Source organism: Streptomyces tardus (assembly GCF_018101125.2).
GTDB lineage: Bacteria > Actinomycetota > Actinomycetes > Streptomycetales > Streptomycetaceae > Streptomyces > Streptomyces tardus.
Map to the genome: position 1 here is coordinate 4,074,934 of NZ_JAELVF020000001.1, position 26,998 is coordinate 4,101,931.

Annotated in this window: 19 protein-coding genes and 2 pseudogenes; 12 read left to right on the plus strand and 9 right to left on the minus strand. The window is 72.3% G+C overall.

Annotation, left to right across the window (positions count from 1 at the left end; translation table 11 throughout):
• Positions 1–219: 219 nt before the first annotated feature.
• Positions 220–1,314 (minus strand): protein-L-isoaspartate O-methyltransferase family protein, encoded by a 1,095-nt coding sequence (locus JGS22_RS17455; protein WP_211038260.1) that lies wholly within the window; start codon positions 1,312–1,314, stop codon positions 220–222.
• 115 nt (positions 1,315–1,429) lie between these two features.
• Between JGS22_RS17455 and JGS22_RS17460 the strand changes: the two are divergent.
• Positions 1,430–1,594: pseudogene (locus JGS22_RS17460) on the plus strand (UTRA domain-containing protein); the annotation flags it as partial.
• Positions 1,591–2,259: a YdcF family protein gene (locus tag JGS22_RS17465; protein ID WP_211038258.1), complete on the plus strand. Its 669-nt coding sequence runs from the start codon at positions 1,591–1,593 to the stop codon at positions 2,257–2,259. The pseudogene JGS22_RS17460 and the gene JGS22_RS17465, both read left to right, overlap by 4 nt.
• A gap of 58 nt (positions 2,260–2,317) precedes the next feature.
• Here JGS22_RS17465 and JGS22_RS17470 read toward each other — a convergent pair whose 3' ends face one another.
• On the minus strand, positions 2,318–2,983 hold the full coding sequence (locus JGS22_RS17470; protein ID WP_211038256.1) for a biliverdin-producing heme oxygenase: 666 nt from the start codon (positions 2,981–2,983) through the stop codon (positions 2,318–2,320).
• Positions 2,984–3,347: 364 nt separating this feature from the next.
• Positions 3,348–4,205, minus strand: a complete 858-nt coding sequence (gene map / locus JGS22_RS17475; protein ID WP_211038254.1) for a type I methionyl aminopeptidase — start codon at positions 4,203–4,205, stop codon at positions 3,348–3,350.
• Between the two features lie 52 nt (positions 4,206–4,257).
• On the opposite strand from map, the gene JGS22_RS17480 reads away from it, so the two are divergent.
• From JGS22_RS17480 to JGS22_RS17490, 3 genes are all read left to right on the plus strand, one after another.
• Positions 4,258–4,542, plus strand: a complete 285-nt coding sequence (locus JGS22_RS17480; protein ID WP_211038252.1) for a hypothetical protein — start codon at positions 4,258–4,260, stop codon at positions 4,540–4,542.
• Positions 4,543–4,639: 97 nt separating this feature from the next.
• Positions 4,640–5,350, plus strand: a complete 711-nt coding sequence (gene npdG, locus JGS22_RS17485) for an NADPH-dependent F420 reductase (protein ID WP_211038250.1) — start codon at positions 4,640–4,642, stop codon at positions 5,348–5,350.
• A 106-nt stretch (positions 5,351–5,456) separates the two neighbouring features.
• Entirely contained in the window at positions 5,457–5,684 is a 228-nt protein-coding gene (locus JGS22_RS17490; RefSeq protein WP_211038248.1) for a hypothetical protein, read from the plus strand.
• Between the two features lie 62 nt (positions 5,685–5,746).
• Here the strand turns inward: JGS22_RS17490 and JGS22_RS17495 are convergent, their stop codons facing one another.
• Complete coding sequence (locus JGS22_RS17495) at positions 5,747–6,526, minus strand: site-2 protease family protein (protein ID WP_211038247.1); 780 nt, start codon at positions 6,524–6,526, stop codon at positions 5,747–5,749.
• A gap of 56 nt (positions 6,527–6,582) precedes the next feature.
• On the opposite strand from JGS22_RS17495, the gene JGS22_RS17500 reads away from it, so the two are divergent.
• Positions 6,583–9,909 carry an AfsR/SARP family transcriptional regulator gene (locus tag JGS22_RS17500; RefSeq protein WP_308405726.1) on the plus strand — a complete coding sequence of 1,109 codons (3,327 nt, stop codon included), beginning with the start codon at positions 6,583–6,585 and terminating at the stop codon, positions 9,907–9,909.
• Positions 9,910–10,039: 130 nt separating this feature from the next.
• Here JGS22_RS17500 and JGS22_RS17505 read toward each other — a convergent pair whose 3' ends face one another.
• From JGS22_RS17505 to panB, 3 genes and pseudogenes are all read right to left on the minus strand, one after another.
• The gene (locus tag JGS22_RS17505; RefSeq protein WP_211038245.1) at positions 10,040–10,894 is read right to left on the minus strand and encodes an ABC transporter permease; all 855 of its coding nucleotides are present in this window, start codon (positions 10,892–10,894) and stop codon (positions 10,040–10,042) included.
• A 338-nt stretch (positions 10,895–11,232) separates the two neighbouring features.
• Positions 11,233–12,243, minus strand: a pseudogene (locus JGS22_RS17510) (ATP-binding cassette domain-containing protein); the annotation flags it as partial.
• Between the two features lie 172 nt (positions 12,244–12,415).
• Entirely contained in the window at positions 12,416–13,279 is an 864-nt protein-coding gene (panB, locus tag JGS22_RS17515; protein ID WP_211038241.1) for a 3-methyl-2-oxobutanoate hydroxymethyltransferase, read from the minus strand.
• Positions 13,280–13,724: 445 nt separating this feature from the next.
• Here panB and JGS22_RS17520 point away from each other — a divergent pair, with 445 nt between their 5' ends.
• Together JGS22_RS17520 and JGS22_RS17525 are read left to right on the plus strand one after the other, a co-directional pair.
• Positions 13,725–14,750: an endonuclease/exonuclease/phosphatase family protein gene (locus JGS22_RS17520; protein WP_211038239.1), complete on the plus strand. Its 1,026-nt coding sequence runs from the start codon at positions 13,725–13,727 to the stop codon at positions 14,748–14,750.
• 311 nt (positions 14,751–15,061) lie between these two features.
• Positions 15,062–16,276, plus strand: a complete 1,215-nt coding sequence (locus JGS22_RS17525; protein ID WP_211038237.1) for an MFS transporter — start codon at positions 15,062–15,064, stop codon at positions 16,274–16,276.
• Between the two features lie 112 nt (positions 16,277–16,388).
• Here the strand turns inward: JGS22_RS17525 and JGS22_RS17530 are convergent, their stop codons facing one another.
• A complete protein-coding gene (locus tag JGS22_RS17530) occupies positions 16,389–17,342 on the minus strand; it encodes a LysR family transcriptional regulator (RefSeq protein WP_211038236.1) in 954 nt (317 codons plus the stop codon).
• Positions 17,343–17,450: 108 nt separating this feature from the next.
• Here JGS22_RS17530 and JGS22_RS17535 point away from each other — a divergent pair, with 108 nt between their 5' ends.
• Positions 17,451–18,740, plus strand: a complete 1,290-nt coding sequence (locus JGS22_RS17535; protein ID WP_211038235.1) for an aspartate aminotransferase family protein — start codon at positions 17,451–17,453, stop codon at positions 18,738–18,740.
• Between the two features lie 222 nt (positions 18,741–18,962).
• On the opposite strand, the gene JGS22_RS17540 is transcribed toward JGS22_RS17535, so the two are convergent.
• Positions 18,963–20,720 (minus strand): NAD+ synthase, encoded by a 1,758-nt coding sequence (locus JGS22_RS17540; RefSeq protein WP_211038234.1) that lies wholly within the window; start codon positions 20,718–20,720, stop codon positions 18,963–18,965.
• A 363-nt stretch (positions 20,721–21,083) separates the two neighbouring features.
• On the opposite strand from JGS22_RS17540, the gene JGS22_RS17545 reads away from it, so the two are divergent.
• The 3 genes from JGS22_RS17545 to JGS22_RS17555 all read left to right on the plus strand — a co-directional run bounded on the left by JGS22_RS17545 (position 21,084) and on the right by JGS22_RS17555 (position 26,996).
• Positions 21,084–22,307, plus strand: coding sequence for a S8 family peptidase (locus JGS22_RS17545; RefSeq protein ID WP_236073191.1), 1,224 nt, complete (start codon positions 21,084–21,086; stop codon positions 22,305–22,307).
• A 265-nt stretch (positions 22,308–22,572) separates the two neighbouring features.
• Entirely contained in the window at positions 22,573–23,934 is a 1,362-nt protein-coding gene (gene glnA2 / locus JGS22_RS17550; RefSeq protein ID WP_211038345.1) for a gamma-glutamylpolyamine synthetase GlnA2, read from the plus strand.
• Positions 23,931–26,996: a bifunctional [glutamine synthetase] adenylyltransferase/[glutamine synthetase]-adenylyl-L-tyrosine phosphorylase gene (locus tag JGS22_RS17555; RefSeq protein ID WP_211038233.1), complete on the plus strand. Its 3,066-nt coding sequence runs from the start codon at positions 23,931–23,933 to the stop codon at positions 26,994–26,996. The genes glnA2 and JGS22_RS17555 overlap by 4 nt, the downstream gene beginning before the upstream one ends.
• Positions 26,997–26,998: the final 2 nt, after the last annotated feature.

Here is a 26,998-nt window from a genome sequence, read left to right on the forward strand (position 1 = left end):
AGCGTGTGACCAACCATCACGGTAGACGCGGGCGGACAGGGCGCGGAGCGTCTCCGGCCGCGAGCACAGGCCAATACGGCGTCAAAGTGCGGCGAACCGATCAGTGATCCTGGTCACCAACACCGGAGACCGCGGCGACAGGTGCGCGTCCGACGTACACCCGCACCGCTCCGAGCCCACGAACTCCGCTGCGCACAGCGCCAGTTGACCGGCAGACAGTCAATCCCCAAGCCCCCGTCCCGGCTCGTCGAGCCAGAAATGGCGGCCACTCGTGTCGACGGTGACGCCGTACCGGGTGAAGTGCGGCCTCCCTCCGGTCCGCCACCGCGTGTACGCGGCCACCACCTCCGCCCACAGGTCCCTCGGACCCCACGCCCGCACCGCGCCGGGACTCCACCACCTGCCGTGGTCGACCAGCGCCACCGACGTACCCGCGTCGTCCCAGAACTGCGCCTGGCGCTGCTCACCCTCCCCGCGCCGGTCGAAGGCGATGTCGGGCACGTGCAGACCGAGGGCGAAGTCCTGTGCGTGGTCCCGGTCCACGACCTCGGCGGGGGTGATGACGGAGGCCGATCTGCGCGGCTCGCCGAGAGGAGCGACCGTGTTCACCGGCCGGTGGCCCCGGGCCCACATGTACCGGGCGGTCCCCTCGAAACGCCCGTGGCCGACGCCGGAGGTGACTCTCAGCCTCAGCAACCCGCCCGCCGCGTAACGGGTGTTGAACGGCGCGACGACGACGCAGCCCTCCGCGGCCTGCGCCAGCCAGGAGTGTGGGATCTCCCGCACCGCTGCGCTGGTGAGAATGCGGTCGAACGGCGCCGAGCCCGGGTGACCCAGGAGCCCGTCGCCGCACACCGACTCGGCTCCGTATCCGGCGCTGCGGAGATTGGCGCGACCCCACGCGGCGAGCGCGGGGTCGACCTCCACACTGGTGACGTTCCCGGCACCGGCCCCCTCGCACAGCAGCGCGGTGTCGTAGCCCGAGGCGGTGCCGAGGTGCAGTACGCGGTTCCCCTGCTCGACCTCCAGCAGGTTGAGCTTCTCGAACACGATGTTCGGCGCGGAGAGGGAGGAGGTGAAGTCGCCGCGGGCCGGGCCGCGCCCAGGGGTGCGGCCGTTGTCCATCTGCGTGATCAGCGAACGGTGGGTGTCCCACACATGCCGGCGCCACAGGTCGACGTCAGCCTCGCGGTCGACCACTGGGTGCAGCCCGTCTGCGCCCCGCTCCTGGGCCCAGAACCTCCGGGGAGCGAACACTTCCCGGTCGACCGCCTCGAAAGCCGGTCGCAGCCAAGGGGACCTGAACGCGCCCATGGCCGCGAGCTCCCCCGCACAGATCCCACGGTGATCCACCAACGCCCCCTACTTCTGCGGCTGCCCGACACGAGTGGTAACTCCCACTCAACCCGTTCGGGCACGGCCGGCGGCGAGGCTGCCGGCAGGTGAGCCGGTGGTGGAGCTGCGCCGTACCACGCGCACGGCGGACGGTACGGTCGTCGAGTACGCGGTCGGAGTGCACGCCGCCTCGCGGTTCGTCTGGCAGTACGAGTTCAGGCTGCCGGACTCCGGCGCCGGGGAGGGCGGGGCGACATGAGATTGACGGCGGCCGAGCGCGCGGACGCGCTGCTGGTCTGGGAGTACCACCGGATGGGGCACCGGGTGGAGTCGGCCTCGGTGGCGGTGGGGTTGGGCAGCCACGATCTCGGCGTTGCCGACGTGGCAGCGCGCCTGTATCTCGACGGTGTGGTGCCGCGGTTGCTCTTCACCGGCGCCAACAGCCCGACCACGCGCGTCTCGATGCCCCGCGGCGAGGCGGTGCACTACCGCGAGCGCGCTGTCGCGCTCGGCGTCCCGGCCTCGCACGTGCTGGTGGAGCCGAACGCGACCAACACCGGCGAGAACATCACCGTCTCCCGTGTGCTGCTGGCGCGGGAGGGCGTGGCGGTGACGTCGGTCGTGCTGGTGAGCAAGCCGTACGAGGAGCGCAGGGCGTACGCCACCGCGCGCAGACTGTGGCCCGACGTCGAAGTCCTCTGTGCCTCCGACGAGTTGGGCTTCGAAGAGTACGTCGCCGCGATCGGTGACGCGAAGAAGGTCGTGGACATGCTGGTCGGCGCCCTGCAGCGGCTCGTGGTCTACCCCGAGCAGGGCTTCATGATCGCCCAGAAGGTCCCGGTCGAGGTGGACGCGGCCTTCCGACGCCTGTGTGCGGCAGGCTTCACCAGTCGTCTGGTGGGAGCTTCGGCGGCGCAGGGGTGAAACGCGGCGGTCTCCGTCGCCCCCGTCGATCGGTGGGAGCCACGGAGACCGCGAGCCGTCAGGCGCTGAGGCGGAAGTGGCGGCCGAGGTCCCGGAAGACCGCGGTGTTGTGGTCGAAGGTGCGGTTCACCTCGTCGATGATCCGCTGCTTCTCCAGATCGTCCGCCGGTACGGCGTCGAGCAGTTCGCGATACTCGCGCTTGAACGCGGCGGGGTTGCCGACCGATTCGAAGACGTAGAAGCGCACGCCGTCGCCCTTGCGCTCGAAGCCCCAGGTCTTCTCGGCGGTGCCGCGGATGATCTGGCCGCCGGAGAGGTCGCCGAGGTAGCGGGTGTAGTGGTGGGCGAGGTACCCGCCGGGCCACTCCTGTGCGACCTCGCTGATGCGGGCGGCGTACGCCTCGGTGGCGGGCAGTGGCTGCAGGTCGGCTGCCCAGTCGGTGCCGCCGTGGAGGTGGCACAGGTCGCGTTCCAGCGCGGCGACCCGGAACAGGTCGGAGCGGATGAACGGTCCGGCCACCGGATCGTCCAGGAGCCGGCTCGCGGGCTCCTCCAACGCGCGGTAGACGAACCAGAGTTGCTCGGTGTAGCGGGTGTACGCGTCGACGCCGAGCCTGCCGCCCAGGAGATCGCTCATGAAGGACGAGTTCTCGGCCTCGGTGTGCTGCTTCTGCGAGGCCGTACGGATCAGCGTGGAGAACGGGGTGGAGTCGGACGCGGCCAAGGTGGGCCTCCGGTGAACCAGGGCGAAAGGGAAGGGGCGGCGGTATTCCGCCACCGCCACCGCAGATAATGCTACTTAGGCTTACCTAAGTCAATCCCTTTCCGACGCTCTGTCGGTAACTTGAGCGTATCCCCGCCCCTGCAGGCACAAACGGGCCCGCTGCGGCCCGTGCGGAGCCCGGAGCCATCGGCGAACGGGCACCCCCAACGGGGCCCAAACGGGGAGCCCCCCTACGGGGAGCCCCGCACGGCACCGGGCTCCTCGCCGTCGGGGCCCGCTCACCGCCGGCCCTCGGACGCACCGCGCCCCGGCCGGGAACTCGCCGGCCGGGGCGCGAAGTCGCAGGAAGCGCAGTCGGGACTGGTCAGGGCAGGGTCAGGACCTCGGCCCCCGACTCCGTGACCACCAGGGTGTGCTCGAACTGCGCCGTGCGCCGGCGGTCCTTGGTGACGACGGTCCAGCCGTCCTCCCACATGTCCCACTCGTGTGTGCCGAGCGTCAGCATCGGCTCGATGGTGAAGGTCATGCCCGGCTGGATCACGGTGGTCGCCCGGGGATCGTCGTAGTGGGGGACGATCAGCCCGGAGTGGAACGAGCTGTTGATGCCGTGCCCGGTGAACTCCCGTACGACGCCGTAGCCGAACCGCTTGGCGTAGGACTCGATGACCCGGCCGATGATGTTGATCTGACGGCCGGGGCGGACCGCCTTGATCGCCCGGCGCAACGACTCCTCGGTCCGCTCGACCAGCAGCCGGGACTCCTCGTCGACCTCGCCGCAGAGGTAGGTCGCGTTGTTGTCGCCGTGGACGCCGCCGAGGTACGCGGTGATGTCCAGGTTCACGATGTCGCCGTCGCGCATCACCGTGGAGTCCGGGATGCCGTGGCAGATCACCTCGTTGACCGAGGTGCACAGCGATTTGGGGAAACCCCGGTAGCCGAGCGTCGAGGGGTAGGCGCCGTTGTCGCAGAGGAACTCGTGGGCGACCTCGTCGAGTTTGTCCGTGGTCACACCGGGCGCGATGTGCTTCGACGTCTCGACCAGCGCCTGTGCGGCGAGACGCCCGGCCGTCCGCATCCGTTCGACGGTCTCGGCGTCCTGCACCTCCGGACCGGTGTACGGGGTCGGAGTCTCCTTGCCGACGTACTCGGGGCGCGTGATCGACGCGGGTACGCCTCGCTGCGGGGAGACCTTGCCGGGGACGAGAGTTGACTGGCCAGACATGGCCGAGAGTCTAACCGTGGTGTGAACCGGTCCTTCGGGGCAGCATGAAGCCATGGCACTCTTCCAACGCAAGACGACCGGCAAACCGGGCGAGTGGTACTACTGCCTCAAACACCGGAAGGTGGAGGAGGGCCCGGAGTGCCCCGCCAAGGACCGCCTCGGACCGTACGAGTCCCGCGAAGAGGCCGCGCAGGCGGTGCAGATCGCGCACGAGCGGAACGTGAAGTGGAGCAACGACCCGCGCTGGCAGGAGCCGGAGCCGGAGCCGGGGAGCGGGGAGCCCGGTGAGAGCCCGGGCGGCGGTTCGGGTGAAGCGCCAGGAGGGGGCGGGCGCTGAGGACGAGCGCCGTCGCCCGGAACGCGGCCCGCCGCGGACCTGGAGGTTCTGTCCGAACAGTGCCCGAAAAGTCGCCGCAGGCTGGCAGGATCTCGGTATGACAACCTCCGAAAGCACCGGATCCGCCAAGCCCGCACCCAAGGACCCCTGGGATCTGCCGGACGTCTCCTCGCTCGTCGTCGGCGTCCTCGGCGGCACCGGCGACCAGGGCCGGGGGCTGGCCCGCCGACTCGCCGAGGCGGGCCAGAAGGTGATCATCGGCTCCCGCGCCGCCGACCGCGCCCGTACCGCGGCCGAGGAACTCGGCAACGGCGTCGAGGGCGCCGACAACGCCGAATGCGCCCGACGCAGCGACGTCGTGATCGTCGCCGTCCCCTGGGACGGGCACGCCGCGACGCTGGAGGCGGTGCGCGAGGAGCTGTCCGGCAAGCTCGTCGTCGACTGCGTCAACCCGCTCGGCTTCGACAAGAAGGGCGCCTACGCGCTCAAGCCCGAGGAGGGCAGCGCCGCCGAGCAGGCCGCCGCGCTTCTCCCCGACTCCCGCGTGACGGCCGCCTTCCACCATCTGTCGGCCGTGCTGCTCCTGGACCCGGACATCGAGAAGATCGAGACCGACGTCCTGGTGCTCGGCGAGGTGCGGGCCGACTGCGAGCTCGTCCAGGCGCTCGCCTCGCGCATCCCCGGGATGCGGGGCGTCTTCGGCGGGCGGCTGCGCAACGCGCACCAGGTCGAGTCGCTGGTGGCCAACCTGATCTCGGTCAACCGCCGCTACAAGGCGCACGCGGGCGTCCGGCTGACCGACATCTGAGTCGTACGGGTCGCGTTCGTCGCGTTCCGAGCCAGTCGAGGACGTCGAGGGGGCATGGGGGACAATGGTGGCGTTCCGCCGCCCGCCGCACCCCGAAGGTCGCCCCATGCCCCGTATCGCCCTCTACTCCCTGATGGTCTGCGTCCTCGCGCTGGCCGCGGCCGTGGTCTCGTTCGTCCAGGGCAGCTGGCTGGGCATCGTCTGGGTGCTGATGTTCGGTGTCTCGTCCAACATGACGTGGTTCTACTGGCGCAAGGCGCAGATCGACCGGCAGCGGGCGGAGGCCGCCGCCCGGCAGTCGCAGTCCGGCTGTGCCGGCGGCCCCCGCGCCTGACGCCCCGCGCGGCGGTACGCCCCTCGCGCCCGGCCGCCGATCGCCGCCCCGCGCGCGGCGGTTCAGAAGCGCACGACGGGCTCCTCCTGCCAGAAGCGGAAGATCTCCAGCCCGTAGTAGATGTCGTCCTGTCGCACCCCCAGCCACTCCAGCGAGGGGTAGACGCAGTCCCAGAACGCCCCGTCGACCGCGGGTATCCACAGGCAGGCGAAGACCAGCAGCAGCCCGTACGGCGCCGGCGGCTCCAGCCGGCGGCGCAGGCCGCAGGGCAGCCACGGCTCCAGCACCCCGTAGCCGTCCAGACCCGGGACCGGCAACAGACTGAGCAGTGCGGCCGTGACCTGGAGCATCACCACGAAGGCCAGGGCGAAGCGGAAGGCGAGCGGCGCCTGGTCCATCGCACCCAGCCGGAACGGTACGGCGAGGGCCGGCGCGAGCAGTGCGTGGGTCGCGGGGCCCGCCAGGGCGACGAGGCTGCGCCGCGCCCGGCCGGGCACCCGGTGGCGCCCGGCCGGGGCCGCTCCGCCGGGCAGCCCTATACCGCTCATGACCAGGAAGAGCACCGGCAGCAGCACGTTCAGCAGGGGATGCGCACCGTGCGTCGGGGCGAGGGCCGCGGAACCGAGCGCGGCGGAGGGACCGCCGCCGTGCAGCGCGGCCCTGGTGCGCGCGTACTCGCGCAGGGAGAGCGAGAGGAGCCAGGCCGACAGGACGAAGACGAAGACCCACAGCCCTGTCAGCGGCGGCAGATCCCACCACACGGCCGCCCCCGAGGTGCCGGCGAGCGCCACCGGGACGGCTGACGGGGCGGTTGTCCGGTGGTGCGCCCGGGTGGCTTCCATGAGCCACCAACGTAGCTGCACTGACCTGCGCCGTTGATCGAGGGGAGAATGGGCCCGTGGGCTACCGCTATCAGATCCTCGGAACGACCCGCGTGCACCGCGACGACGGCAGCGCGGTGCCGATCGGCGGCGCGCGGCTGCGTGCCCTGCTGACCGCACTGGCGCTGACCCCCGGTCAGGACGTACGGGCGGACGCGCTGATCGCCGCGGTCTGGGCGGACAGCGATCCGCCGGTCGACGCGCAGGGCGCGTTGCAGGCGCTGGTCGGGCGGCTGCGGCGGGCGCTGGACCACGCCGCGATCGCCTCCACGGGCGGCGGGTACCGGCTGGTCGCCGAGCCCGCGCAGGTGGACGCCGGCCGCTTCGAGCAGCTGGCGGACGCCGGTTCCCGGGCGCTTCTCGCCGGTGACGCGGCGGGCGCGGTGGAGCTGCTGGACGAGGCGCTGGGCCTCTGGCAGGGCTCGCCCTACGCGGATCTCCCGGACGCCGGGGGAGCCGCGGCGGTACGGGCGGAGGCCGGCCGGCTGGAGGCCGCACGCACCCGCGCGGAGGCACGCGTCGCGCTCGGCGAGGCTGCTGCCACACTTGCCGACCTCGCGGTGCTCTGCGCCGAACACCCGCTGGACGAGCCGCTTCAGGCGCTGCGGCTGCGCGCCCTGCGGGACGCCGGCCGCCCGGCCGAGGCACTGGCGACGTACGAGGCGGTGCGCACCGAGCTGGCCGAGCTGCTCGGCGCCGACCCGGGGCCCGAACTGCGCGCCCTGCACGCCCAGTTGCTCACCCAGGCCGTGCCCCAGACGCTGCCCGCCGCCGACCGGGACGGCGCCGGCGCGCCGCCCCCGGTGTCGCCCGTCGGGCCCGTCCCACCGCCCGGGAACCTTCCCACCCGGCTGACCTCCTTCGTCGGCCGCGAGGAGGAACTCGCCGCTATCCGAACCGAGTTGGGCGCCTTCCGGCTGGTGACGCTGCTCGGCCCCGGCGGCGCGGGCAAGACCCGGCTGTCGCTGGAGGCGGCCGACGCGCTGGCCGCGCAGTGGCCGGACGGGGTGTGGCTGGCCGAGCTGGCGCCGGTGCGCGAGGCGGCGACCGTGCCCGAGACGGTGCTGACCGCGCTGGGCGGACGGGACACCGCCAGCAGGGCGACGGCCGCGCACGGACTGCGCACCGTCACCGACAGCGCCCCTCCGGACCCGCTCGCGGAACTGGCCGAACTCTGCGTCGGACGGCGGATGCTGCTGCTCCTGGACAACTGCGAGCACGTCGTCGACGCCGCCGCGCAGCTCGCCGAGACGCTGCTGGTGCAGTGCCCCGCGGTCACGGTGCTGGCCACCAGCAGGGAGCCGCTGGGGGTCGCGGGGGAGTCGGTGCTGGTGGTCGACCCGCTGCCGCAGCAGACCGCCGAGAGGCTGTTGGAGGAACGCGGCGCGGCGGGCCGTACGGGGTTCCGCGCGGCGCAGGACCCCGAGGCGGTCGCCGAGATCTGCCGCAGGCTGGACGGGCTGCCGCTGGCGATCGAGCTGGCCGCGGCCCGGCTGCGGTCGCTGACCCCCCGGCAGCTCGCCGACCGGCTGGACGACCGGTTCCGGCTGCTCAACGGCGGCAGCAGGACCGCCCTGCCCCGGCAGCAGACGCTGCGGGCGGTCGTCGACTGGTCCTGGGAGCTGCTGGACACCGCGGAGCGCGAGGTGCTGCGGCGGCTCTCGGTCTTCTCCGGCGGCGTCGCGCTGGAGCAGGCCGAGGTCGTCTGCCGGGGCGCCGGGGTGGACACCCGGGACGTCGCCGTCGTCCTCGGCTCGCTGGTCGACAAGTCGCTGCTGGTGCCGGTGGTGACCCCGGACGGCGGGATGCGGTACCGGCTGCTGGAGACCGTCGCCGAGTACGCCGCCGAACGGCTCGACGAGGCGGCCGAGCGGATCGCGGTCGAGCGCCGCCATCTGGTCTGTTACCGCGAACTCGCCCGCACCGCCCGCCGGTTGCTGCGCGGACCCGAGCAGCTGCGGGAGCTGGACCGGCTGGAGCGCGAGCACGACAACATCCGCGCCGCGCTGCACCGGGCGGTGGACGCCGGGGACGAGCAGGAGGCGCTGAGCCTGACGCTGAGCATGGGGTGGTTCTGGCAGCTGCGCAACCACCGCGGCGACGCCCGGCAGTGGTGTGCCGCCACCGCGGCTCTGGGGCCGGACCCGTTCGCCGCCGGCCGGCCGGCCCCGGACGTAGCGACGCGCTGCACCGATGTGCCGCCGCCGTTGGACGGTGAGCTGCTGTACGAGGCGAGGCGGCAGGTGCGCATGCTGGGGCTGGCGGTGGCCGATCAGGCCGAACTCGACGACGAGCGCCAGGTGCGGCTGGTGCGGGCGGTCATCGGCAGCTACCGGCCCGACCAACCGCAGGTGTGCCACAGCGTCAGCTCGCTCTGGTACTACGCCAGACTCCTGGCCGGCGATGTCGAGGCGCTGCGCGACGATCTGGACCTGACCGTCGCCGGCTGCCGGAGGCTGGGCGACGACTGGGAGCTGGCCTCCGCGCTGCGGCTGCGCTCACGGCTTCGCGGCGGCGGTACGCCCGAACTGCGCGCCCGGGCGGTCGCCGACGCGGACGAGAGCCTGGAGCTCTTCGGCCGACTCTGCGACGGCTGGGGGATCGCCGAAGCCCTCTCCGGGCGCTCGGAGATCCGGGAGGCCGACGGCGAACTGACCGGCGCCATAGAGGACTTGCGCGAGGGCGTACGGATCGCGGGCGGGCTGGGCGACCTCGCACAGGAGCAGCTGTTCCGGGCCCGGCTGGGCAATCTGCTGGTGGAGGACGGCCGGGCTGCGGAGGGGGAGCGGCTGCTGCGCCGAACACTGGCGGAGGGCGACCGGCTGGGCAGCGACACCCTGACGCTGACCAGGATCTATCTGGCCACCCTGCTCGGCCGGACCGGGCGGACCGGCGAGTGCCGCGGCCATCTGGACGCGCTGCTCGCCGAGTTCGTCGGTCGACGCGAGCAGCAGCGGCTGGTGCACGGCATGGTGGACGCGCTGTACGGCTGGCTGGAGCTGTTGGACGGACGGCCCGAACAGGCCCGCACCCGGCTGCTGTTGGCGGCCGAGCGGGTCCGGCACCCGGTCGGCCGGCTGCTCGCGTCCGAGCTGGCCGGGGTCACCCTGCTGCACGGTTCCGAGGCCGCCGCCGCGCTCGACCGGCCGCTGGACGCCGCCCGGCTGCTCGGCGCGTTCGACGCGCGGCACGGCGCGCACACGCCCCGGCTCAGCCTGCTGCACCAGGAGTGCCGCGCCCGCGCCGAGCGCGCGGCCAGGTCGGCGCTGCCCGGGGCGGAGTACGAGGAGGCCTACGGCGGCGGCGCCGAGCTGAGCCTGAGCGAGGCGATCACCCTGATCTGAGCGGGCCCGGCAACTGCCGGCAACCGCCGCGTGCCGCACGGCGGTTGCGGTCGCCGTACGGGCGGTGCGGGTGCGTGCCGGCACGTGGTCGCACCCGCCCCGGCCGGGCCCGCGAGTGCGCGGGCGGGTGTCAGGTCTTGCTGCGGAACTTGCGGACAGCCAGCGGCATGGTGATCGCGGTGATCGCGGCGCCCCAGAACAGGGTCATCATCACCGGCCCCGCGACCTCGCCCTCGCCGTTCATCAAACCCCGTGCCGCGTCGGCCAGTTGGGAGATGGGGTTCAGGTCGGTGAAGGTCTTCAGCCAGCCGGGCATGGTGGCCGGGCTGGCGAAGATCGAGGAGGCGAACTGCAACGGCATGATCACCAGCACGCCCAGTCCCTGCACCGCCTGCGGGGTCTTCAGCGACAGGCCGAGCAGCATGAAGATCCAGGTCAGCGAGGCACCGAAGTAGAGCGAGAGGCCGACCGCACCCAGGAGTTGGAGCGGGCCCGTCTGGAGCTCGAAGCCCAGGATGAAGCCGACGACCAGCAGGATGAAGGAGGAGACCACCATCCGCCCGATCTCCACCACGACCTTGGCGATCAGTACCGAGGAACGGGCGATCGGCATGGTGCGGAAGCGGTCCATCACCCCCTTCTTGAAGTCCTCGTTGATGCCGGTGCCCACCGACATCGCGAGCGTCATCCCGCCCATCGCCATCAGGCCGGGCAGCAGGTAGTTGACGTAGTTGCCCTCGCCGCCCGTCATGGCGCCGCCGAAGACGTAGACGAAGAGCAGGGTGAAGATGATGGGCATCAGCACGGCGTCGAACATCGACTCCGGGTCGGCCCTGAAGTGCATGACGTTGCGCCGGACGAGGGCGCCGATGTGCCGCAGGTTGGCCCGCAGGCCTATCCGGCCCTCGCCTGGGCGGGCTCCGCCGCTCTTCCGCTGCTGCGCCGGGTGGTCCTCCGCGGGCTCCACCGTGTACACCGCGCTCATATGCCGATTCCCTGGAGTGAGTCCTGCGGGCCCTGGCCGCCACCGCGCCCGCCGTGGTCGTACGACGCCGGCCCGCCGGGCGCCCCGCCGAACTGGGCGGCCTGCCCGTCGTGTTGGCCGCCTTGCGCGCCGTACTGTCCGCCGTGGTGGCCGGACTGCCCGTACTGCCCGCCGTGTTGGCCGTGTTGGCCGGGGGCCTGACCGTAGGTCCCGCCTTGGCCGGGCTGCCCGCCTTGGCCGTACTGCCCGTGCGGCCCGCCTTGGCCGTACTGAGGTGCGGGGTGGTGGGCCGGGCCCGGTCCCGGGTGGTGCGGCGGGGGCGGTGCGGCGCCGGGAGCGTCCTCCTGCCGCGGCGAGGTCTTGCGCCCGGTGAGCGCCAGGAACACCTCGTCCAGACTGGGCAGTTGGGTGCTGATGTTGGACAGCCGGAAGCCGTAGTGGCCCACCAGGCCGATCACCTGCGTGAGCTGGTCGTCCCCGACGATCGGCACCTGGACGACACCCTCGTCCAGATCCAGCGTGGCATCGGCCGCACCGACGATCCCGGACTGCGCCAGGGCGCCGAGGACGTGGTGGATCTCGTCCTTCACCAGCGGCTCGATGCGCAGGGTGCGCCCGCCCACCTTCGCCTTGAGCTCGGCGACCCTGCCCTCGGCGATCACCAGACCGCGGTCGATGACCGTCAGATCGCTGGCGAGCTGCTCGGCCTCCTCCATGTACTGCGTGGTCAGCAGCACCGTGGTGCCCTCGCTGGTCATCCGCTTGACCTCCTCCCACACCTCGATGCGGGTGCGGGGGTCCAGGCCGGTCGTCGGCTCGTCCAGGTAGAGGACCTGGGGCCGTCCGATCATGGAGGCCGCGAGGTCCAGCCGCCGACGCATACCGCCGGAGTACTGCGCGGCCGGGCGCTTGGCCGCCTCGGTCAGCGAGAAGCGCTCCAGCATCGCGTACGCCCTGCGGCGGGCGTCCTTGCGGCTGAGATCCAGCAGCCGGCCGATCATGTAGAGGTTCTCCCAGCCGGAGAGCTTCTCGTCGACCGAGGCGTACTGGCCGGTGAGGCCGATCACCCGGCGCAGCTGGCGGGGATGGCGAACGACGTCGTAGCCGGCCACGTGGGCGGTGCCGCCGTCCGGGACCAGCAGGCTGGACAGGCAGCGCACCAGGGTGGTCTTGCCCGCGCCGTTCGGCCCGAGGACGCCGTGCACGCTCGCCTCGGCCACGGTGAGGTCGACGCCGTCCACCGCCCGGGTCGGCCCGAAGTGCTTGACCAGGCCGCGTACTTCGATCGCACCGCCGCCCTGGGGCGGAGCCGTGAGGCCCACTGTGCCGGTACCGCTGTTGCCCACCATGGGGGCATCCTCGCAGCGGCCACCGACAAACGACCGACAGCCCTCCCCCGGAGTGCAGGGGAGGGCTGTCGCGCTGAGCGGGATCAACCGGTGTGTGCGCCGATGGGGCGAATCGGCGCAACCGGTGGACCGGTGGACCCGCCGGGCGTGGGCTGCGTCGCGCCGTGCCGCATCAGTGGAAGGTGTGTTCCTCGGCCGGGAACGCACCGCCGGACACGTCCTCGGCGAACGCCTTGGCGGCGTCCCCGAGCTGCTCCCGCAGTTGTGCGTACTGCTTGACGAAGCGCGGCAGCCTGCCGTCCGTCATACCGGCCATGTCCGCCCACACCAGTACCTGGGCGTCGGTCCCCGGACCCGCGCCGATACCGATGGTGGGGATGGACAGCGAACGTGTCACCTCCGCGGCCAACTCGGCCGGCACCAGCTCCAGCACGACCGCGCAGGCGCCCGCCTCCTGGGCCGACTTGGCGTCGTGCAGCAGCCGGTGGGCGTCCTCCTCGGCGCGGCCCTGCACCCGGTAGCCCATGGTGTTCACGGACTGCGGGGTGAGCCCGAGGTGGGCCATGGCCGGGATGCCGGCCGAGACGATCAACTCGGTCTGTGCCAGCGAGCGTTCGCCGCCCTCCAGCTTGACCGCGCCGACCCCGGCCTCCTTGACGAGTCGGGTGGCGCTGCGCAGCGCCTGTGTCGGGCCCTCCTGGTAGGAGCCGAACGGCAGGTCCGCGACGACCAGCGCCCGGCTGGTGCCGCGCACCACCGAGGCGGAGAGCATGGTCATCTGGTCGAGCGTCACGGGGACGGTCGTCTCGTACCCGAGCTGGCAGTTGCCCGCCGAGTCGCCGACGAGGAGCACGGGGATACCGGCCTCGTCGAAGACGTTCGCGGTCATCGCGTCGTAGGCCGTGAGCATCGGCCACTTCTCGCCACGTTCCTTGGCGAGGATCAGGTCACGCGCGGTGACCCTGCGCTTGCGCGCGGTGTGGACTCCTCCGTAGAGCGCCTTGCTGCTGTCGGCAGCCGCCTGGGCATGCGTCATTGCACTGGCTCCTGTGTTCTCGTCTCGAGGCGCCCCAACGGCGTCCCCGGATCTCCTGCCATGGTGACATCGGTGGGAACAGTGTGGAAGGGGCTGCGCCACACGCCCCCCGCCGACGGGTGCAGGCCGGCGCGCGGTCACCGAGGGTTCGCCATGGGGGCCCCGGCACGCTGCGTTGATGACAGAGGGTCACTGAGATTTTGGCGTGAAGCGCGTGCCCGCGGAACCGTCGTGGATCAGTTGGCCGCAGCCGGAACCTTCGTGTGCCCCGTACTCGTCATGAGCGGGGAACGGTCCGCCGCGAGGCGGGGCGCGCACGTTTTCTGGACAAGCCGACTGTGGCGTACTCTTCGCGAGATAGTCGCCGGGCCCCGGGTTCGCCCGGTCGCCCCCCCGCATTCGCCCGGTCGGCCGCCGGCAGTACCCGGGTAAGTGAGGACAGCGCATGGCAGGGGTGGACACCACGGGGGTGGGTTCGGTCGGTACCGACCAGCCCGAGGTGGGCGGCAGGGGTGCTTCGCGGCTCGGCTGGCGGGCCGGTGTGTGGCGCCGCGGCAGGATTCTCGCCGCTCTCGCCCTGCTGTTGGGGCTTCTCGTCGCACTGCACTCCAAGGTGCCCAACGCGATCGGCAGTCTGGGCAGCCTGCTGGAGACCTTCCTTCCCTGGTGCGGTATCGGCATCGTGCTGCTGCTGGGCTGTGCTCTGCTGCGGCGTTCGGCGACCGCGCTGGTGGCGCTGCTCGTGCCGCTCCTGATCTGGCTCAACTTCTTCGGCGGCCTGGTCACCGACAAGACCGGCGGTGACGGCGGCGAGCGCGGACTGACCGTCGTCACCCACAACGTGGACGCGGACAACTCCGATCCGGTGGGCACGGCCGAGCAGTTGGCGTCCTCCGGCGCGGACGTGCTGGCCCTGGAGGAGCTGCCGTCGGCCAAGGCCTCCTCCGCCTACACGGAGTCTCTGGCGGCCGACTACCCGCACCACGCGGTGCGCGGCACCATCGGCCTGTGGAGCAAGCACCCGCTGAGCGACGTCCGGGAGGTCGACATCAAGATCGGCTGGACCCGGGCGATGCGCGCCACGGTGGCCACCCCGCACGGTGACATCGCGGTCTACGTGGCCCATCTTCCGTCCGTGCGCGTGGAGTTCAAGGCGGGCTTCACCGCCGGTCAGCGCGACGACGCGGCCGAGGAGCTGGGCCGGGCCATCGCCGCCGAGCGGTTGGAACGCGTCGTACTGCTCGGTGATCTGAACGGCACCATGAACGACCGCGCCCTGGCCCCGGTGACCTCTTTGATGCGTTCCACCCAGGGGGCCTCGGGGGCGGGCTTCGGCTTCAGCTGGCCCGCGGCGTTCCCGATGGCGCGGATCGACCAGATCATGGTCAAGGGGCTGGAACCGGTCTCCTCCTGGACACTGCCGAGGACGGGCAGCGACCACCTGCCGGTCGCCGCCTCCGTGGAGCTGTAGCCGGCCGGTCGCAACGGCCCGCCCTGCGCGTCCGGCCGCCCGCTCCACCCTGTGCGTCCTCCTCCGCCCCGCCCTCTCCCGCCTGCCCCGCGCCGGCCTGCGCGCTTGCTGTCCTCGGCGGCCGTGCGGAGGTGCGGGGCTTGTGAGTTGCCGCGCCCGCCCGGGTTCCGGGCCCCCGCGATCCCTGCCGGTGTGATCCTCGCCGCTTGTGGCCCTTGGCGTGCGCGGCGGGGAACAGGCACGTGAGAGTATTTGTTCCGCGAGAGAACATAATCTCGCCCGCCTCCCTCCGAGAACCCGAAGGAACAGCCATGCCTCTGGCCCTGCTCGCCCTGGCGGTCGCCGCCTTCGGCATCGGGACCACCGAGTTCGTGATGATGGGCCTGCTGCCCGCGGTCGCCGAGGACCTCGGCACCTCGGTGCCCACTGCCGGCCATCTCGTCTCCGCCTACGCCATCGGTGTCGTCATCGGAGCACCACTGCTCACCGCCGCCGGGGTACGCGTCCCGCGGCGCCGCATGCTGATCTGGCTGATGGCGCTGTTCGCCGTCGGCAACCTCGCCTCCGCGCTCGCGCCGGGGTACGGCACCCTGCTCGCCGGCAGGGTGCTCGCGGGACTGCCGCACGGAGCGTTCTTCGGCGTCGGCGCGGTGGTCGCCGCCCAGCTCGTCGCCCCGGAGCGGCGGGCCCGCGCGGTGGCGACGATGTTCCTCGGACTGACCGTCGCCAACATCTTCGGCGTCCCCGCCGGTACGGCGCTCGGCCACCAACTCGGCTGGCGGGCCACGTTCCTGGTGGTCACCGCGATCGGGCTGCTCGCCATGGCCGCGCTGTGGGCGCTGGTGCCGCGCCTCCCGCTGGAACGCGGCAACGGACTCGGCAGCGAGCTGCGGGCGCTGGCCAACCGCCAGGTCGTACTCGGCCTGCTCACCGCGGTGTTCGGCTTCGCCGGGGTGTTCGCGGTCTACAGCTATCTGGCCAAGACCGTCACCGAGGTGACCGGCCTCGCCGACTCCTCCGTCACCTGGGTCCTCGCCCTCTTCGGTATCGGTATGACCTTCGGCGCGTTCGTCGCGGGACCGCTCACCGACCGCGCGCTGCGCCCGACCCTCTACGGATCGCTGGCCGCTCTCAGCGTCGTGCTGGTGCTCTTCCACTACACCGCCCACCACACCTGGGCGGCCCTGGTGACCGTCACGGTCATCGGTGCCGTGGGATTCATGACCACCACCCCGCTCCAGATGCTGGTGATGAACAGCGCCCACGCCGCACCCACGCTCGCCTCCGCCTCCAACCACTCGGCCTTCAACCTGGCCAACGCGGCGGGCGCCTGGCTCGGTGGCGCGGCGATCTCCGCGGGGTGGGGCTGGACCTCGCCGACCCTGGTGGGCGCCGGACTGGCCCTGGTGGGACTGGTCATCGCCCTGGTCGCGGGCGCCCTGGACCGGGGCGGACGCCCCCGCGTCTCGCGGATCGTCGGCCGCAGTCCGATCCGGCGGAAGGCCGCGGCCCACGCCAGCCGGTAACCGCCGGCCGGTGGGTGGCCGTGTTCAGCCGCCAGCCGCCAGCCGCCAGCCGCCAGCCGTCAGCCGGTCGCCGTCAGCCGGTCGCCGCCAGCCGGTCGCGGCTCGGCGCCCCTCAGGGCCCGGAGGTCGGGGTGGTCGCCGGGCCCGGGCGGCCGACCTCCGGGCTGCTCAGCGCCGGGATGTCGGGGTGGTCGCGCAGTGCCGCCACCACCGCAGTCACCGCTGCGCGCTGGGTGGTGGTGCGGCGTACGGCGAGTGAGACGTTGCGGTGCGAGGGCGGGCTGAGTGCGCGGGTGACGACCGCGTGCTCGGGCGTCACGGCCAGTGAGGGCAGCAGCGTCACCGAGCCGTCGGACTCCACGTGCTTGAGCTGGAGCAGATAGTTGTTGAAGCGGCACACCACCCGTGGCTCGAAACCCGCCTCCCGGCACAGCCGCAGGGTCAGTTCGGCCATGTACGAGCGCGGCCGGTCGCACGCCCACCGCTCCTGTGCGCAGCTCGCCAGGCCCACCGACGTGCGGGAGGTCAGCGAGTGGTCGCGGGGGAGCACCAGCACCACCGGGTCGGCGCCCAGCGGCGTCACCTCCAGGTCCGTCTGCCAGGAGAGGTCGCCGTAGTCGGCGGTCGTCACCACGACGTCCGCCTCCTGGGAACGCAGCGCCTGCGCGCTTTCGTGCGGCTCCAACTCCTGCAGTTCGACGCGGAGTCGGGGATGCGTGACGGCCAACCGCCGTACCGCGGGAACGGCGAGCGGGTAGACGGCGCTCTGGAAGAGCCCCAGCCGCACGGTGCCCACCGGCTCCTCGTCGATGGCGCGCAGCTCGGCCTCCAGCTCGGCCATGTCGTCCAGGATGCCCCTGCCGCGACGGGCCAGCAGCAGCCCCGCAGTGGTCAGCCGCACCCGTCTGCCCACCCGTTCCAGCAGGGTGGAACCGGTCTCCCGCTCCAGCACCGCCAGCTGCTGGGAGACGGTGGAGGGGCTCAGGTGAGTGGCCTCGGCCACGGCGCGCACGGTGCCCAGCGTCTCCAGCAGGCTGAGCAGGCGCAAGCGTCCGGAGTTCAGCACCCCGGCATCGTACGGCCCCTGCGGCCGGCGGTCCGTACGGCTGAGCCGAACAGTCTCGTCGAAACTGTGCGATGGACGTGTGCGGGCGAGCCTTCCTATCGTCGGGGCATGCCTCCTCACGCAGCAGACGCCGCCCGCCACCTCGTCCGCTACAGCGGCCGGGCCGACTTCTCCCCGGAGCTCGTGGTGCGCGCCTCGGGCACCACGATCGTCACCGAGACCGGCCGGGAGCTGCTCGACTTCACCTCCGGCCAGATGAGCGCGATCCTCGGCCACTCCCACCCGCGCATCGTGCAGACCGTGCAGCGCCAGATCACCGAACTCGACCATCTGCACAGCGGAATGCTCAGCCCGCCCGTGGTCGAACTCTCCCGCCGCCTCGCCGAGTCGCTGCCGGACCCGCTGGAGAAGGTGCTGCTGCTCACCACGGGTGCCGAGTCCAACGAGGCCGCCGTGCGGATGGCCAAGCTCGTCACCGGCAAGCACGAGATCGTCTCCTTCGCGCGCAGCTGGCACGGCATGACGCAGGCCGCCGCCAACGCCACCTACAGCGCCGGGCGCAAGGGCTACGGTCCGGCCACGCCCGGCAACTTCGCCCTGCCCGTGCCCGACCGCTTCCACCCGGACCTGCTGGACGCCGACGGCGAGTTGGACTGGCGGCGCCAGCTCGATCTGGGCTTCGACCTGATCGACGCCCAGTCCGTCGGCAGCCTCGCCGCCTGCCTGGTGGAGCCGATCCTCAGCTCCGGCGGTGTCGTCGAGCTGCCGCCCGGCTACCTCGCGGCGCTGGCCGCCAAGTGCCGCGAGCGCGGGATGCTGCTGATCCTCGACGAGGCACAGACCGGACTGTGCCGCACGGGCGACTGGTACGCCTTCGAGCACGACGGCGTCGTGCCCGACATCCTCACGGTCTCCAAGACCCTCGGAGCGGGCCTGCCGCTGGCCGCCGTGGTGACGACCGCCGAGATCGAGCAGCAGGCCCACGACCGCGGTTTCCTCTTCTTCACCACCCATGTCGCCGACCCGCTGCCGGCCGCCGTCGGCAACACCGTGCTCGATGTGCTGACCGAGGAGGGTCTGGAGGCTCGCGCACGGAAGTCCGGCGCCGGACTGCGCGCGGGGCTGGAGCGGCTGATGGAGCGCCACGAGGTCGTCGGCGACGTACGCGGGCGGGGGCTGCTGCTCGGTGTCGAGCTGGTCGCCGAGGGCGAGGGCGCGACCGACCGGCTCGGCGCGGCGGTGACCCAGCGCTGCTACGAGCTGGGACTGCACATGAACATCGTCCAACTGCCGGGCATGGGCGGGGTGTTCAGGATCGCGCCGCCGCTGACCGCGACCGAGGAGGAGCTGGAGCGCGGCGTCGACGTGCTCGACCGGGCGCTCGGCGACGTGGCCTGACCCGGCAGCGGGGACCCGCGAGCCGGGTACCGCGAGCCGGGTACCGGGGGCGAGGAGACGGGCCCGGAGTCCGGCAGCCGGTTCGGGCCCCGCCGACCGGCCGTCGCAGACGTGCACGCCTCAGCCGCGCGCCCCGGCTGAGCGGGCGCGTACGCCGCCGTCGGTACTGCCGGGTCTCCGCGAGGGGACCCGGCCCCACCGACGGCGGTCGCCCGGTGGAGGTCAACCGGCCGACTCGCGCCAGCGGTTGGTCAGCGGCAGCCTGCGGTCCTTGCCGAAGCCCTTGGCCGAGATCTTCGTCCCCGGCGGGTACTGCCTGCGCTTGTACTCCGCCGTGTCGGTCAGCCGCAGTACGCGCGTGACCAGCTCGGGGTCGAAGCCCTGCGCCGCGATCTCCTCGGCGCCGCGGTCGCGGTCGACGTACAGCTCCAGGATGCGGTCGAGCACCTCGTAGTCGGGCAGCGAGTCGGTGTCGACCTGGTCCGGCCGCAGCTCGGCGCTGGGCGGTTTGGCGATGGAGTTCTCCGGGATCGGCGGGGTCTCGCCGCGTTCGAGCGCCGCCTCGTTGCGACGGCGGGCCAGAGCGAAGACCGTGGTCTTGTAGACGTCCTTGATCGGCCCGTACGCCCCGACCGAGTCGCCGTAGAGCGTCGAGTAGCCGCAGGCCAGCTCGGACTTGTTGCCGGGGGCGAGGACGATGTGGCCCTCCTGGTTGGACAGCGCCATCAGCAGCGTGCCGCGCAGCCGGGACTGGAGGTTCTCCTCTGCCAGCCCGGTCAGTCCCAGCGCCTCCATGTACGCGGCGAACATCGGCTCGATGCCGGTGGTGCGCAGCCGCAGACCGGTGCGTTCGGCCAGGTCGGCGGCGTCGTCGCGGGAGTGGCCCGAGGAGTAGCGGGAGGGCATCGAGACGCCGTACACCTGCTCGGGGCCGAGCGCGTCCACGGCGATGGCGGCGACCAGCGCGGAGTCGATACCGCCGGAGAGGCCGATCAGCACCGAGCGGAAGCCGTTCTTGGTGACGTAGGCGCGCAGGCCGGTGACGAGTGCGGTGTAGATCTCGTCCAGATCGCTGAGCGGGGGAGCGAGGCCGCCGGTGTGCTCGACCTCGTAGCGGGGCAGCGGTTCGGCGCTCAGGGTGCGGTGGTCGATCCGCAGCCCGTCGGCGACGACACCGCTCGGCGGCTCCGGTGCCGCGGCCGGCAGCTCCAGGTCCAGCAGTACGCAGTGCTCGGCGAACTGCGGTGCACGGGCGAGTACTTCGCCCTCGGCGTCCACCACGATGGAGTCGCCGTCGAAGACCAGCTCGTCCTGCCCGCCGGTCATCGCGAGATAGGCGGTGGTGCAGCCGGCCTCGCGGGCGCGCCTTCGGACCAGCTCCAGCCGGGTGTCGTCCTTGTCGCGCTCGTACGGCGAGGCGTTGACGGACAGCAGCAGCCCGGCTCCCGCCTCCCTGGCGGCCGGCACCCGGCCGCCGTCCTGCCACAGGTCCTCGCAGATGGCCAGCGCCACATCGACGCCGTGCACCCGGATCACCGGCAGGGTGTCCCCGGGGACGAAGTAGCGGAACTCGTCGAAGACGCCGTAGTTGGGCAGGTGGTGCTTGGCGAAGGTGAGTCGGATCTCGCCCCGGTGCAGCACGGAGGCGGCGTTGCGCGGGGCGCCGGCGGGGCGGCCGTAGCGGGGCCGCTCCTCCTCGGCGCGGTCCAGGTGGCCGACGACCACCGGCACCTCGCCCAGGCCCTCGGCGGCCAGCTCGGCGGCCAACTCCCGTACCGCGGCGCGGGAGGCCTCGACGAAGGACGGACGCAGCGCGAGGTCCTCCACCGGGTAGCCGGTGAGGGTCATCTCCGGGAAGGCCACCAGATGCGCGCCGTCGGCCACCGCCTGCCGGGTGCGGCGCAGCACGGAGGCGCGGTTCGCGTCGAGGTCGCCGACGGTGGAGTCGATCTGGTTCAGGGCCAGGCGTAGTTGAGGCACAGAGACAGGCTAACCGTCACTCTGACGTTATGGGTCGCACCGGCGGCGTGATCTCCGCGACGCGGCGCCGGTGGCGGGTTCGCGTCGCAGACGGGAGCCGTTCCGGGTGCCGTATCCGGCCTCGCGGAAAGTGCGAACACTGCCCGAACCAGCTGTGCCGCAAGCATGTCTGCGTGTGGAGGAACGGTGACGTTCTCGTCGCAAGTTCCATGGAATCCCCACCCGGGAGTCTCTTGTTCTGCCCGCGTCAATCGGGTGAGGTGGATCACGTCCGGGCGGCACGGTGCGTGCCACCCGGACAGCGAACAGCACGCTGAACGCACCCCCCACAGCGCCACCCCCACATCAGGAGGCTTCTTCTCCATGGCAGGTTCGCGTATGCACAAGGGCAACAGACGCCGCGCTTCCCTCACCATCGCCGCAGCGGTAGCGGCCGGAGCGATCGGCCTCGCCGTCGCCCTCCCCGCCAACGCCGCCTCGTCGGCCCCCGAGGGCGCCGTCGTCGGAGCGAGCTCCGCCGACGCGATCGACGGCAGCTACATCGTGACGCTCAAGCAGGGCCAGATGAAGGCCGGTTCGGCCGACGGCAAGTCCCTGATGGGCAAGTACGACGGCAAGGTCACCCAGACCTACAAGGCGGCGCTCAACGGCTACGCCGCCGAGCTCGACGCCTCGGACGCCAGGAAGCTCGCGGCCGACCCCGCCGTCGACCAGGTCTTCGCCAACCAGAAGGTCAGCATCGACGCCACCCAGGACAACCCGCCGTCCTGGGGCCTGGACCGCATCGACCAGGCCGACCTGCCGCTGGACGACAGCTACACCTACCCCGACAGCGCGGGCGCCGGCTCCACCGTGTACGTCATCGACACCGGTGTGCACATCAGCCACCAGGACTTCGGCGGTCGCGCCGTCCACGGCTACGACGCCGTGGACGACGACAACGACGCCAGTGACGGCAACGGCCACGGCACCCACGTCGCCTCCACCGCCGCGGGCTCCGCGTACGGCGTCGCCAAGGAAGCCGACATCGTCGGCGTCCGCGTACTGGACGACAACGGTTCCGGCACCACCGCCGGTGTCGTCGCCGGCGTGGACTGGGTGACCCAGAACGCCGACGGCCCCTCCGTCGCCAACATGTCGCTCGGCGGCGGCGCGGACGCGGCGCTCGACCAGGCCGTGGAGAACTCCATCGCTGCCGGCATCTCCTACGCGGTCGCGGCGGGCAACTCCTCCGCCGACGCCGCCAACTTCTCGCCGGCCCGCGTCGACACCGCGATCACCGTCGGAGCCACCGAGCAGAACGACAGCCGCGCCACCTACTCCAACTACGGCTCCGCGGTGAACATCTTCGCCCCGGGCTCGGGCATCACCGCCGCCTGGCACACCGGTGACACCGCCACCAACACCATCTCCGGCACCTCCATGGCCTCGCCGCACGTCGCCGGCGTCGCCGCGCTCTACCTCGCGGACAACCCGGACGCCGCCCCGGCGGACGTCTCGGCCGCACTGGAGGGTGCCGCCACCGAGGGTGCCGTCGGCAACCCGGGCAGCGGTTCGCCGAACCTGCTGCTGCACGTCGTGCAGTAACGGCTCAAGGACGGGCGCCGCACGCCCGATCCGCGCAGCGACCAACTGCGCACCCCAGCACCGCAGTTCGGCCCACGCGAGCCTCGCGTGGGCCGGACGGCGTTCTGCCGCGACCCGTACCGGCCGCCGCGCGCGCAACACCCGACAGCCCGTGGGGCGTACGCAATGCGCCGGAAACCGTGTGGTGGGATGCTCAGGTGCGCGGCCCAGCCCCCGGCAGCCGCTCGTAGCAGGTCTGACCAGCGACGATGGGTGAATGGCGACAATGGACAAGCAGCAGGAATTCGTACTGCGGACGCTGGAGGAGCGGGACATCCGGTTCGTCCGACTGTGGTTCACCGACGTACTCGGCTTTCTGAAGTCCGTCGCCATCGCCCCCGCAGAGCTGGAGCAGGCGTTCGACGAGGGCATCGGCTTCGACGGCTCCGCCATCGAGGGCTTCGCCCGCGTCTACGAGTCCGACATGATCGCCAAGCCCGCGCCCAGCACCTTCCAGATCCTGCCCTGGCGCGCGGAGGCACCGGGCACCGCGCGGATGTTCTGCGACATCCTGATGCCCGACGGCTCCCCCTCCTACGCCGACCCCCGCTTCGTCCTCAAGCGGATGCTCTCCAAGACCTCCGACCTCGGATTCACCTTCTACACCCACCCCGAGATCGAGTTCTTCCTGCTCAAGGACAAGCCCGTCGACGGCAGCCGCCCCACGCCCGCCGACTCCTCCGGCTACTTCGACCACACCCCGCAGAACGTCGGCATGGACTTCCGCCGCCAGGCCATCACCATGCTCGAATCCATGGGCATCTCGGTGGAGTTCAGCCACCACGAGGGCGCCCCCGGGCAGCAGGAGATCGACCTGCGGTACGCCGACGCGCTGGCCACCGCCGACAACATCATGACCTTCCGCCTGGTCATGAAGCAGGTCGCCCTCGAACAGGGCGTACACGCGACCTTCATGCCCAAGCCCTTCTCCGAGCACCCCGGTTCGGGCATGCACACCCACCTCTCGCTCTTCGAGGGCGACCGCAACGCCTTCCACGAGTCGGGCGCCGAATACCAACTCTCCAAGGTCGGACGCTCGTTCATCGCCGGACTGCTGCGCCACGCCGGCGAGATCGCCGCCGTCACCAACCAGTGGGTCAACTCCTACAAGCGCATCTGGGGCGGCACCCAGCGCACCGCCGGCGCCGGCGGCGAAGCGCCCTCCTACATCTGCTGGGGCCACAACAACCGCTCCGCGCTCATCCGCGTCCCCATGTACAAGCCCGGCAAGATCGGCTCCACCCGCGTCGAGGTGCGCTCGCTGGACTCCGGCGCCAACCCCTACCTCGCCTACGCCGTGCTGCTCGCCGCCGGACTCAAGGGGGTCGAGGAGGAGTACGAGCTGCCGCCCGGCGCCGAGGACGACGTCTGGGCGCTCACCGACGCCGAACGCCGCGCCATGGGCATCTCCCCGCTGCCGCAGAACCTCGGCGAGGCCATCGACCTGATGGAACGCAGCGAACTGGTCGCCGAGACCCTCGGCGAGCACGTCTTCGACTTCTTCCTGCGCAACAAGCGCCAGGAGTGGGAGGAGTACCGCTCCGAGGTCACCGCCTTCGAACTGCGCAAGTCGCTGCCCGCGCTGTGACGAACGAGCCGAGCCGACCCGGTCCGTACCGCGGCGAGAGCGGCGGCGACTCCGGCGGACGCCGCCGCAGCGCCTCCACCCGGCTGCTGCGGTACGGCTTCAACGATCCCGCCACCGCGAGCCGGCTGCTGGCCGCCGAGGAACTCGGCGAACTGGGCACCGACGCCGTCCTGTTGGACGCGCTCGGCGCCACCGCCGACCCCGACCTCGCCCTGCTCGGCCTGATCCGGCTGGTCGAGGCCCAACCCGACGAGACGGCCCGCCGCACCCTGCTGCGCACCGTGGGATCCGCCAAACCGCTGCGGGACCGGCTCCTGGGCGTCCTCGGCGCTTCCGAGGCACTCGGCGACCACCTCGCCACCCACGCCGGGGACTGGCAGTCGCTCGCCGTCTACGAGTCCGCCGACCTCAACCCCGGGGTCGCCGACTTCGAAGCCGCCCTCGCCGACGTAAGGGACCCCGACGCCCTGCGCGTCGGCTACCGGCGCGCCATGCTCACCATCGCCGCCCGGGACGTCTGCGGCACCGCCGACTTCGTGCAGAACGCCGCCGAGCTCACCGACCTCGCCACCGCCACCCTGCGCCGCGCACTGGCCCTGGCCGAGGCCGACGCACCCGAGGACGCCGCCGCCTGCCGGCTCGCCGTCATCGCCATGGGCAAGGCCGGCGGGCGGGAGCTGAACTACGTCTCCGACGTGGACGTCATCTTCGTCGCCGAGGCGGTCGGCGACACCGAGGAGGCGCCGGCCGTACAGGCCGCGACCCGGCTCGCCGCCCATCTGATGCGGATCTGCTCCGACCCCACCGCCGAGGGCACCATCTGGCCGGTGGACGCCAACCTCCGCCCCGAGGGCCGCAACGGGCCGCTCGTGCGCACCCTCTCCAGCCACCTCGCGTACTACCAGCGCTGGGCCAAGACCTGGGAGTTCCAGGCGCTGCTCAAAGCCCGTCCGGTGGCGGGGGACGCGGCACTCGGCGCGGCTTACTGCCAGGCGCTGGAACCGATGGTCTGGCAGGTCTCGGAGCGGGAGAACTTCGTACCCGACGTCCAGCAGATGCGCCGCCGCGTCATCGCCGAGATCCCGGCGGGCCAGCGCGAACGCCAGCTCAAGCTCGGCCCCGGCGGGCTGCGGGACGTCGAATTCGCCGTACAGCTGCTGCAGTTGGTGCACGGCAGGGGCGACACCACCCTGCGCAGCTCCACCACCCTGGTCGCCGTCGACGCCCTCGCCACCGGCGGGTACGTCGGACGCCAGGACGCCGCCGCGCTGGACGCCTCCTACCGCTTCCTGCGCACCATGGAACACCGCATCCAGCTCCACAAGCTGCGCCGCACCCACCTCGTGCCCGAGGACGAGGCCGATCTGCGCAGGCTCGGACGCGGCGTCGGATTCCGCGCCGAACCCGTCACCGAGCTGACCCGGGCGTGGAAGCGCCACGCCTCCGTGGTGCGCCGCCTCCACGAGAAGCTCTTCTACCGCCCGCTGCTGGACGCCGTGGCCCAACTCGCCCCCGGCGAAACCGGACTCAGCCTGGACGCGGCCCGCCTGCGGATGGAGGCGCTGGGCTACGCCGACCCCTCCTCCGCCCTGCGGCACCTGGAGGCGCTGGCGTCCGGCGTCAGCCGCAAGGCCGCCATCCAACGCACCCTGTTGCCGGTACTGCTCGGCTGGTTCGCCGACTCGGCGGACCCCGACGCCGGCTTGCTGAACTTCCGCAAGGTCTCCGACGCCCTGGGCAAGACACCCTGGTACCTGCGGCTGCTGCGCGACGAGGGCGCCGCCGCCGAGAACCTGGCCCGAGTCCTCTCGGCCGGCCGCCTCGCACCCGACCTGCTGCTGCGCGCCCCCGAGGCGGTCGCCCTGCTCGGCGGGCCGGAGGGCCTCGCGCCCAGGGGCAGCCGGGCGCTCACCCAGGAGGTGCTGGCCGCCGTCCGCCGGGCAGAGAGCGCCGAGGCCGCCGTGGACGCGGCCCGGGGCGTACGCCGCCGCGAGCTCTTCCGCACCGCGGCGGCCGACCTCATCGGCGCGTACGGCACCGAGGGCCTGCCCGCGCACGAGGACCCCGCGCCCTCCGTCGACCGCGTCGGCGAGGCCATCTCCGACGTCAACGCCGCGGCGATCGCCGGCACGCTGCGCGCCGCCACCAGGGCCCGCTGGGGCGACGAACTGCCCACCCGCTTCGCGGTGATCGGCATGGGCCGCTTCGGCGGTCGCGAGATGGGCTACGGCTCGGACGCGGACGTCCTCTTCGTCCACGAGCCCCGGGAAGGCGTCGACGAGGGCGAGGCCAACAAGGCGGCGTTCGCCGTGGCGACCGAGCTCCAGCGGCTGCTCCAGCTCCCGAGTACGGATCCGCCGCTGCTGATCGACACCGACCTGCGGCCGGAGGGCAAGTCCGGCCCGCTGGTGCGCACCCTGAGCTCCTACCGGGCGTACTACCGGCGCTGGTCGGCGGTCTGGGAGAGCCAGGCACTGCTGCGGGCCCGGCCGGTGGCCGGAGACGAGGAACTGGGCGCACGGTTCATCGAGCTCATCGACCCGCTCCGCTACCCCGAGGACGGGCCGGGCGAGGACGCCGTGCGCGAGATCCGCCGTCTGAAGGCGCGGATGGAGGGCGAACGGCTGCCCCGCGGCGCGGACCCCACCACCCACGTCAAGCTCGGGCGCGGGGGACTCTCGGACGTCGAGTGGACCGTCCAGCTGCTCCAGCTGCGCCACGGCTCCTGCATTCCGCAGCTGCGCACCACCAGCACCCGGCCGGCGCTCGCCGCGGCTCTGGAGGCCGGGCTGATCGACGGGGAGGACGCGGAGGTGCTGGACGCGGCCTGGCTGCTGGCCACCCGGGTCCGCAACGCCGTGATGCTGGTGCGGGGCCGTCCCGGCGACACCTTCCCGTCCGAGGCGCGGGAGCTGGCAGCGGTCGGCCGCTACCTCGGCTACGAGCCGTCCTCCTCCGCAGGGCAGGCGGAGATCGGGGCCAGCGGCGAGGTGCTGGAGGACTACCGCCGCACCACGCGCCGGGCGCGTGCGGTGGTCGACCGGCTCTTCTACGAGGACTGAGG

Coding starts and splice junctions, on each gene's coding strand:
- JGS22_RS17490 (WP_211038248.1), top strand. CDS start 5,457: ATGCCCCGTATCGCCCTCTACTCCCTGATGGTCTGCGTCCTCGCGCTG.
- JGS22_RS17455 (WP_211038260.1), bottom strand. CDS start 1,314: ATGGGCGCGTTCAGGTCCCCTTGGCTGCGACCGGCTTTCGAGGCGGTC.
- JGS22_RS17480 (WP_211038252.1), top strand. CDS start 4,258: ATGGCACTCTTCCAACGCAAGACGACCGGCAAACCGGGCGAGTGGTAC.
- JGS22_RS17505 (WP_211038245.1), bottom strand. CDS start 10,894: ATGAGCGCGGTGTACACGGTGGAGCCCGCGGAGGACCACCCGGCGCAG.
- JGS22_RS17535 (WP_211038235.1), top strand. CDS start 17,451: ATGCCTCCTCACGCAGCAGACGCCGCCCGCCACCTCGTCCGCTACAGC.
- JGS22_RS17465 (WP_211038258.1), top strand. CDS start 1,591: ATGAGATTGACGGCGGCCGAGCGCGCGGACGCGCTGCTGGTCTGGGAG.
- glnA2 (WP_211038345.1), top strand. CDS start 22,573: ATGGACAAGCAGCAGGAATTCGTACTGCGGACGCTGGAGGAGCGGGAC.
- panB (WP_211038241.1), bottom strand. CDS start 13,279: ATGACGCATGCCCAGGCGGCTGCCGACAGCAGCAAGGCGCTCTACGGA.
- JGS22_RS17520 (WP_211038239.1), top strand. CDS start 13,725: ATGGCAGGGGTGGACACCACGGGGGTGGGTTCGGTCGGTACCGACCAG.
- npdG (WP_211038250.1), top strand. CDS start 4,640: ATGACAACCTCCGAAAGCACCGGATCCGCCAAGCCCGCACCCAAGGAC.
- JGS22_RS17495 (WP_211038247.1), bottom strand. CDS start 6,526: ATGGAAGCCACCCGGGCGCACCACCGGACAACCGCCCCGTCAGCCGTC.
- JGS22_RS17525 (WP_211038237.1), top strand. CDS start 15,062: ATGCCTCTGGCCCTGCTCGCCCTGGCGGTCGCCGCCTTCGGCATCGGG.
- map (WP_211038254.1), bottom strand. CDS start 4,205: ATGTCTGGCCAGTCAACTCTCGTCCCCGGCAAGGTCTCCCCGCAGCGA.
- JGS22_RS17545 (WP_236073191.1), top strand. CDS start 21,084: ATGGCAGGTTCGCGTATGCACAAGGGCAACAGACGCCGCGCTTCCCTC.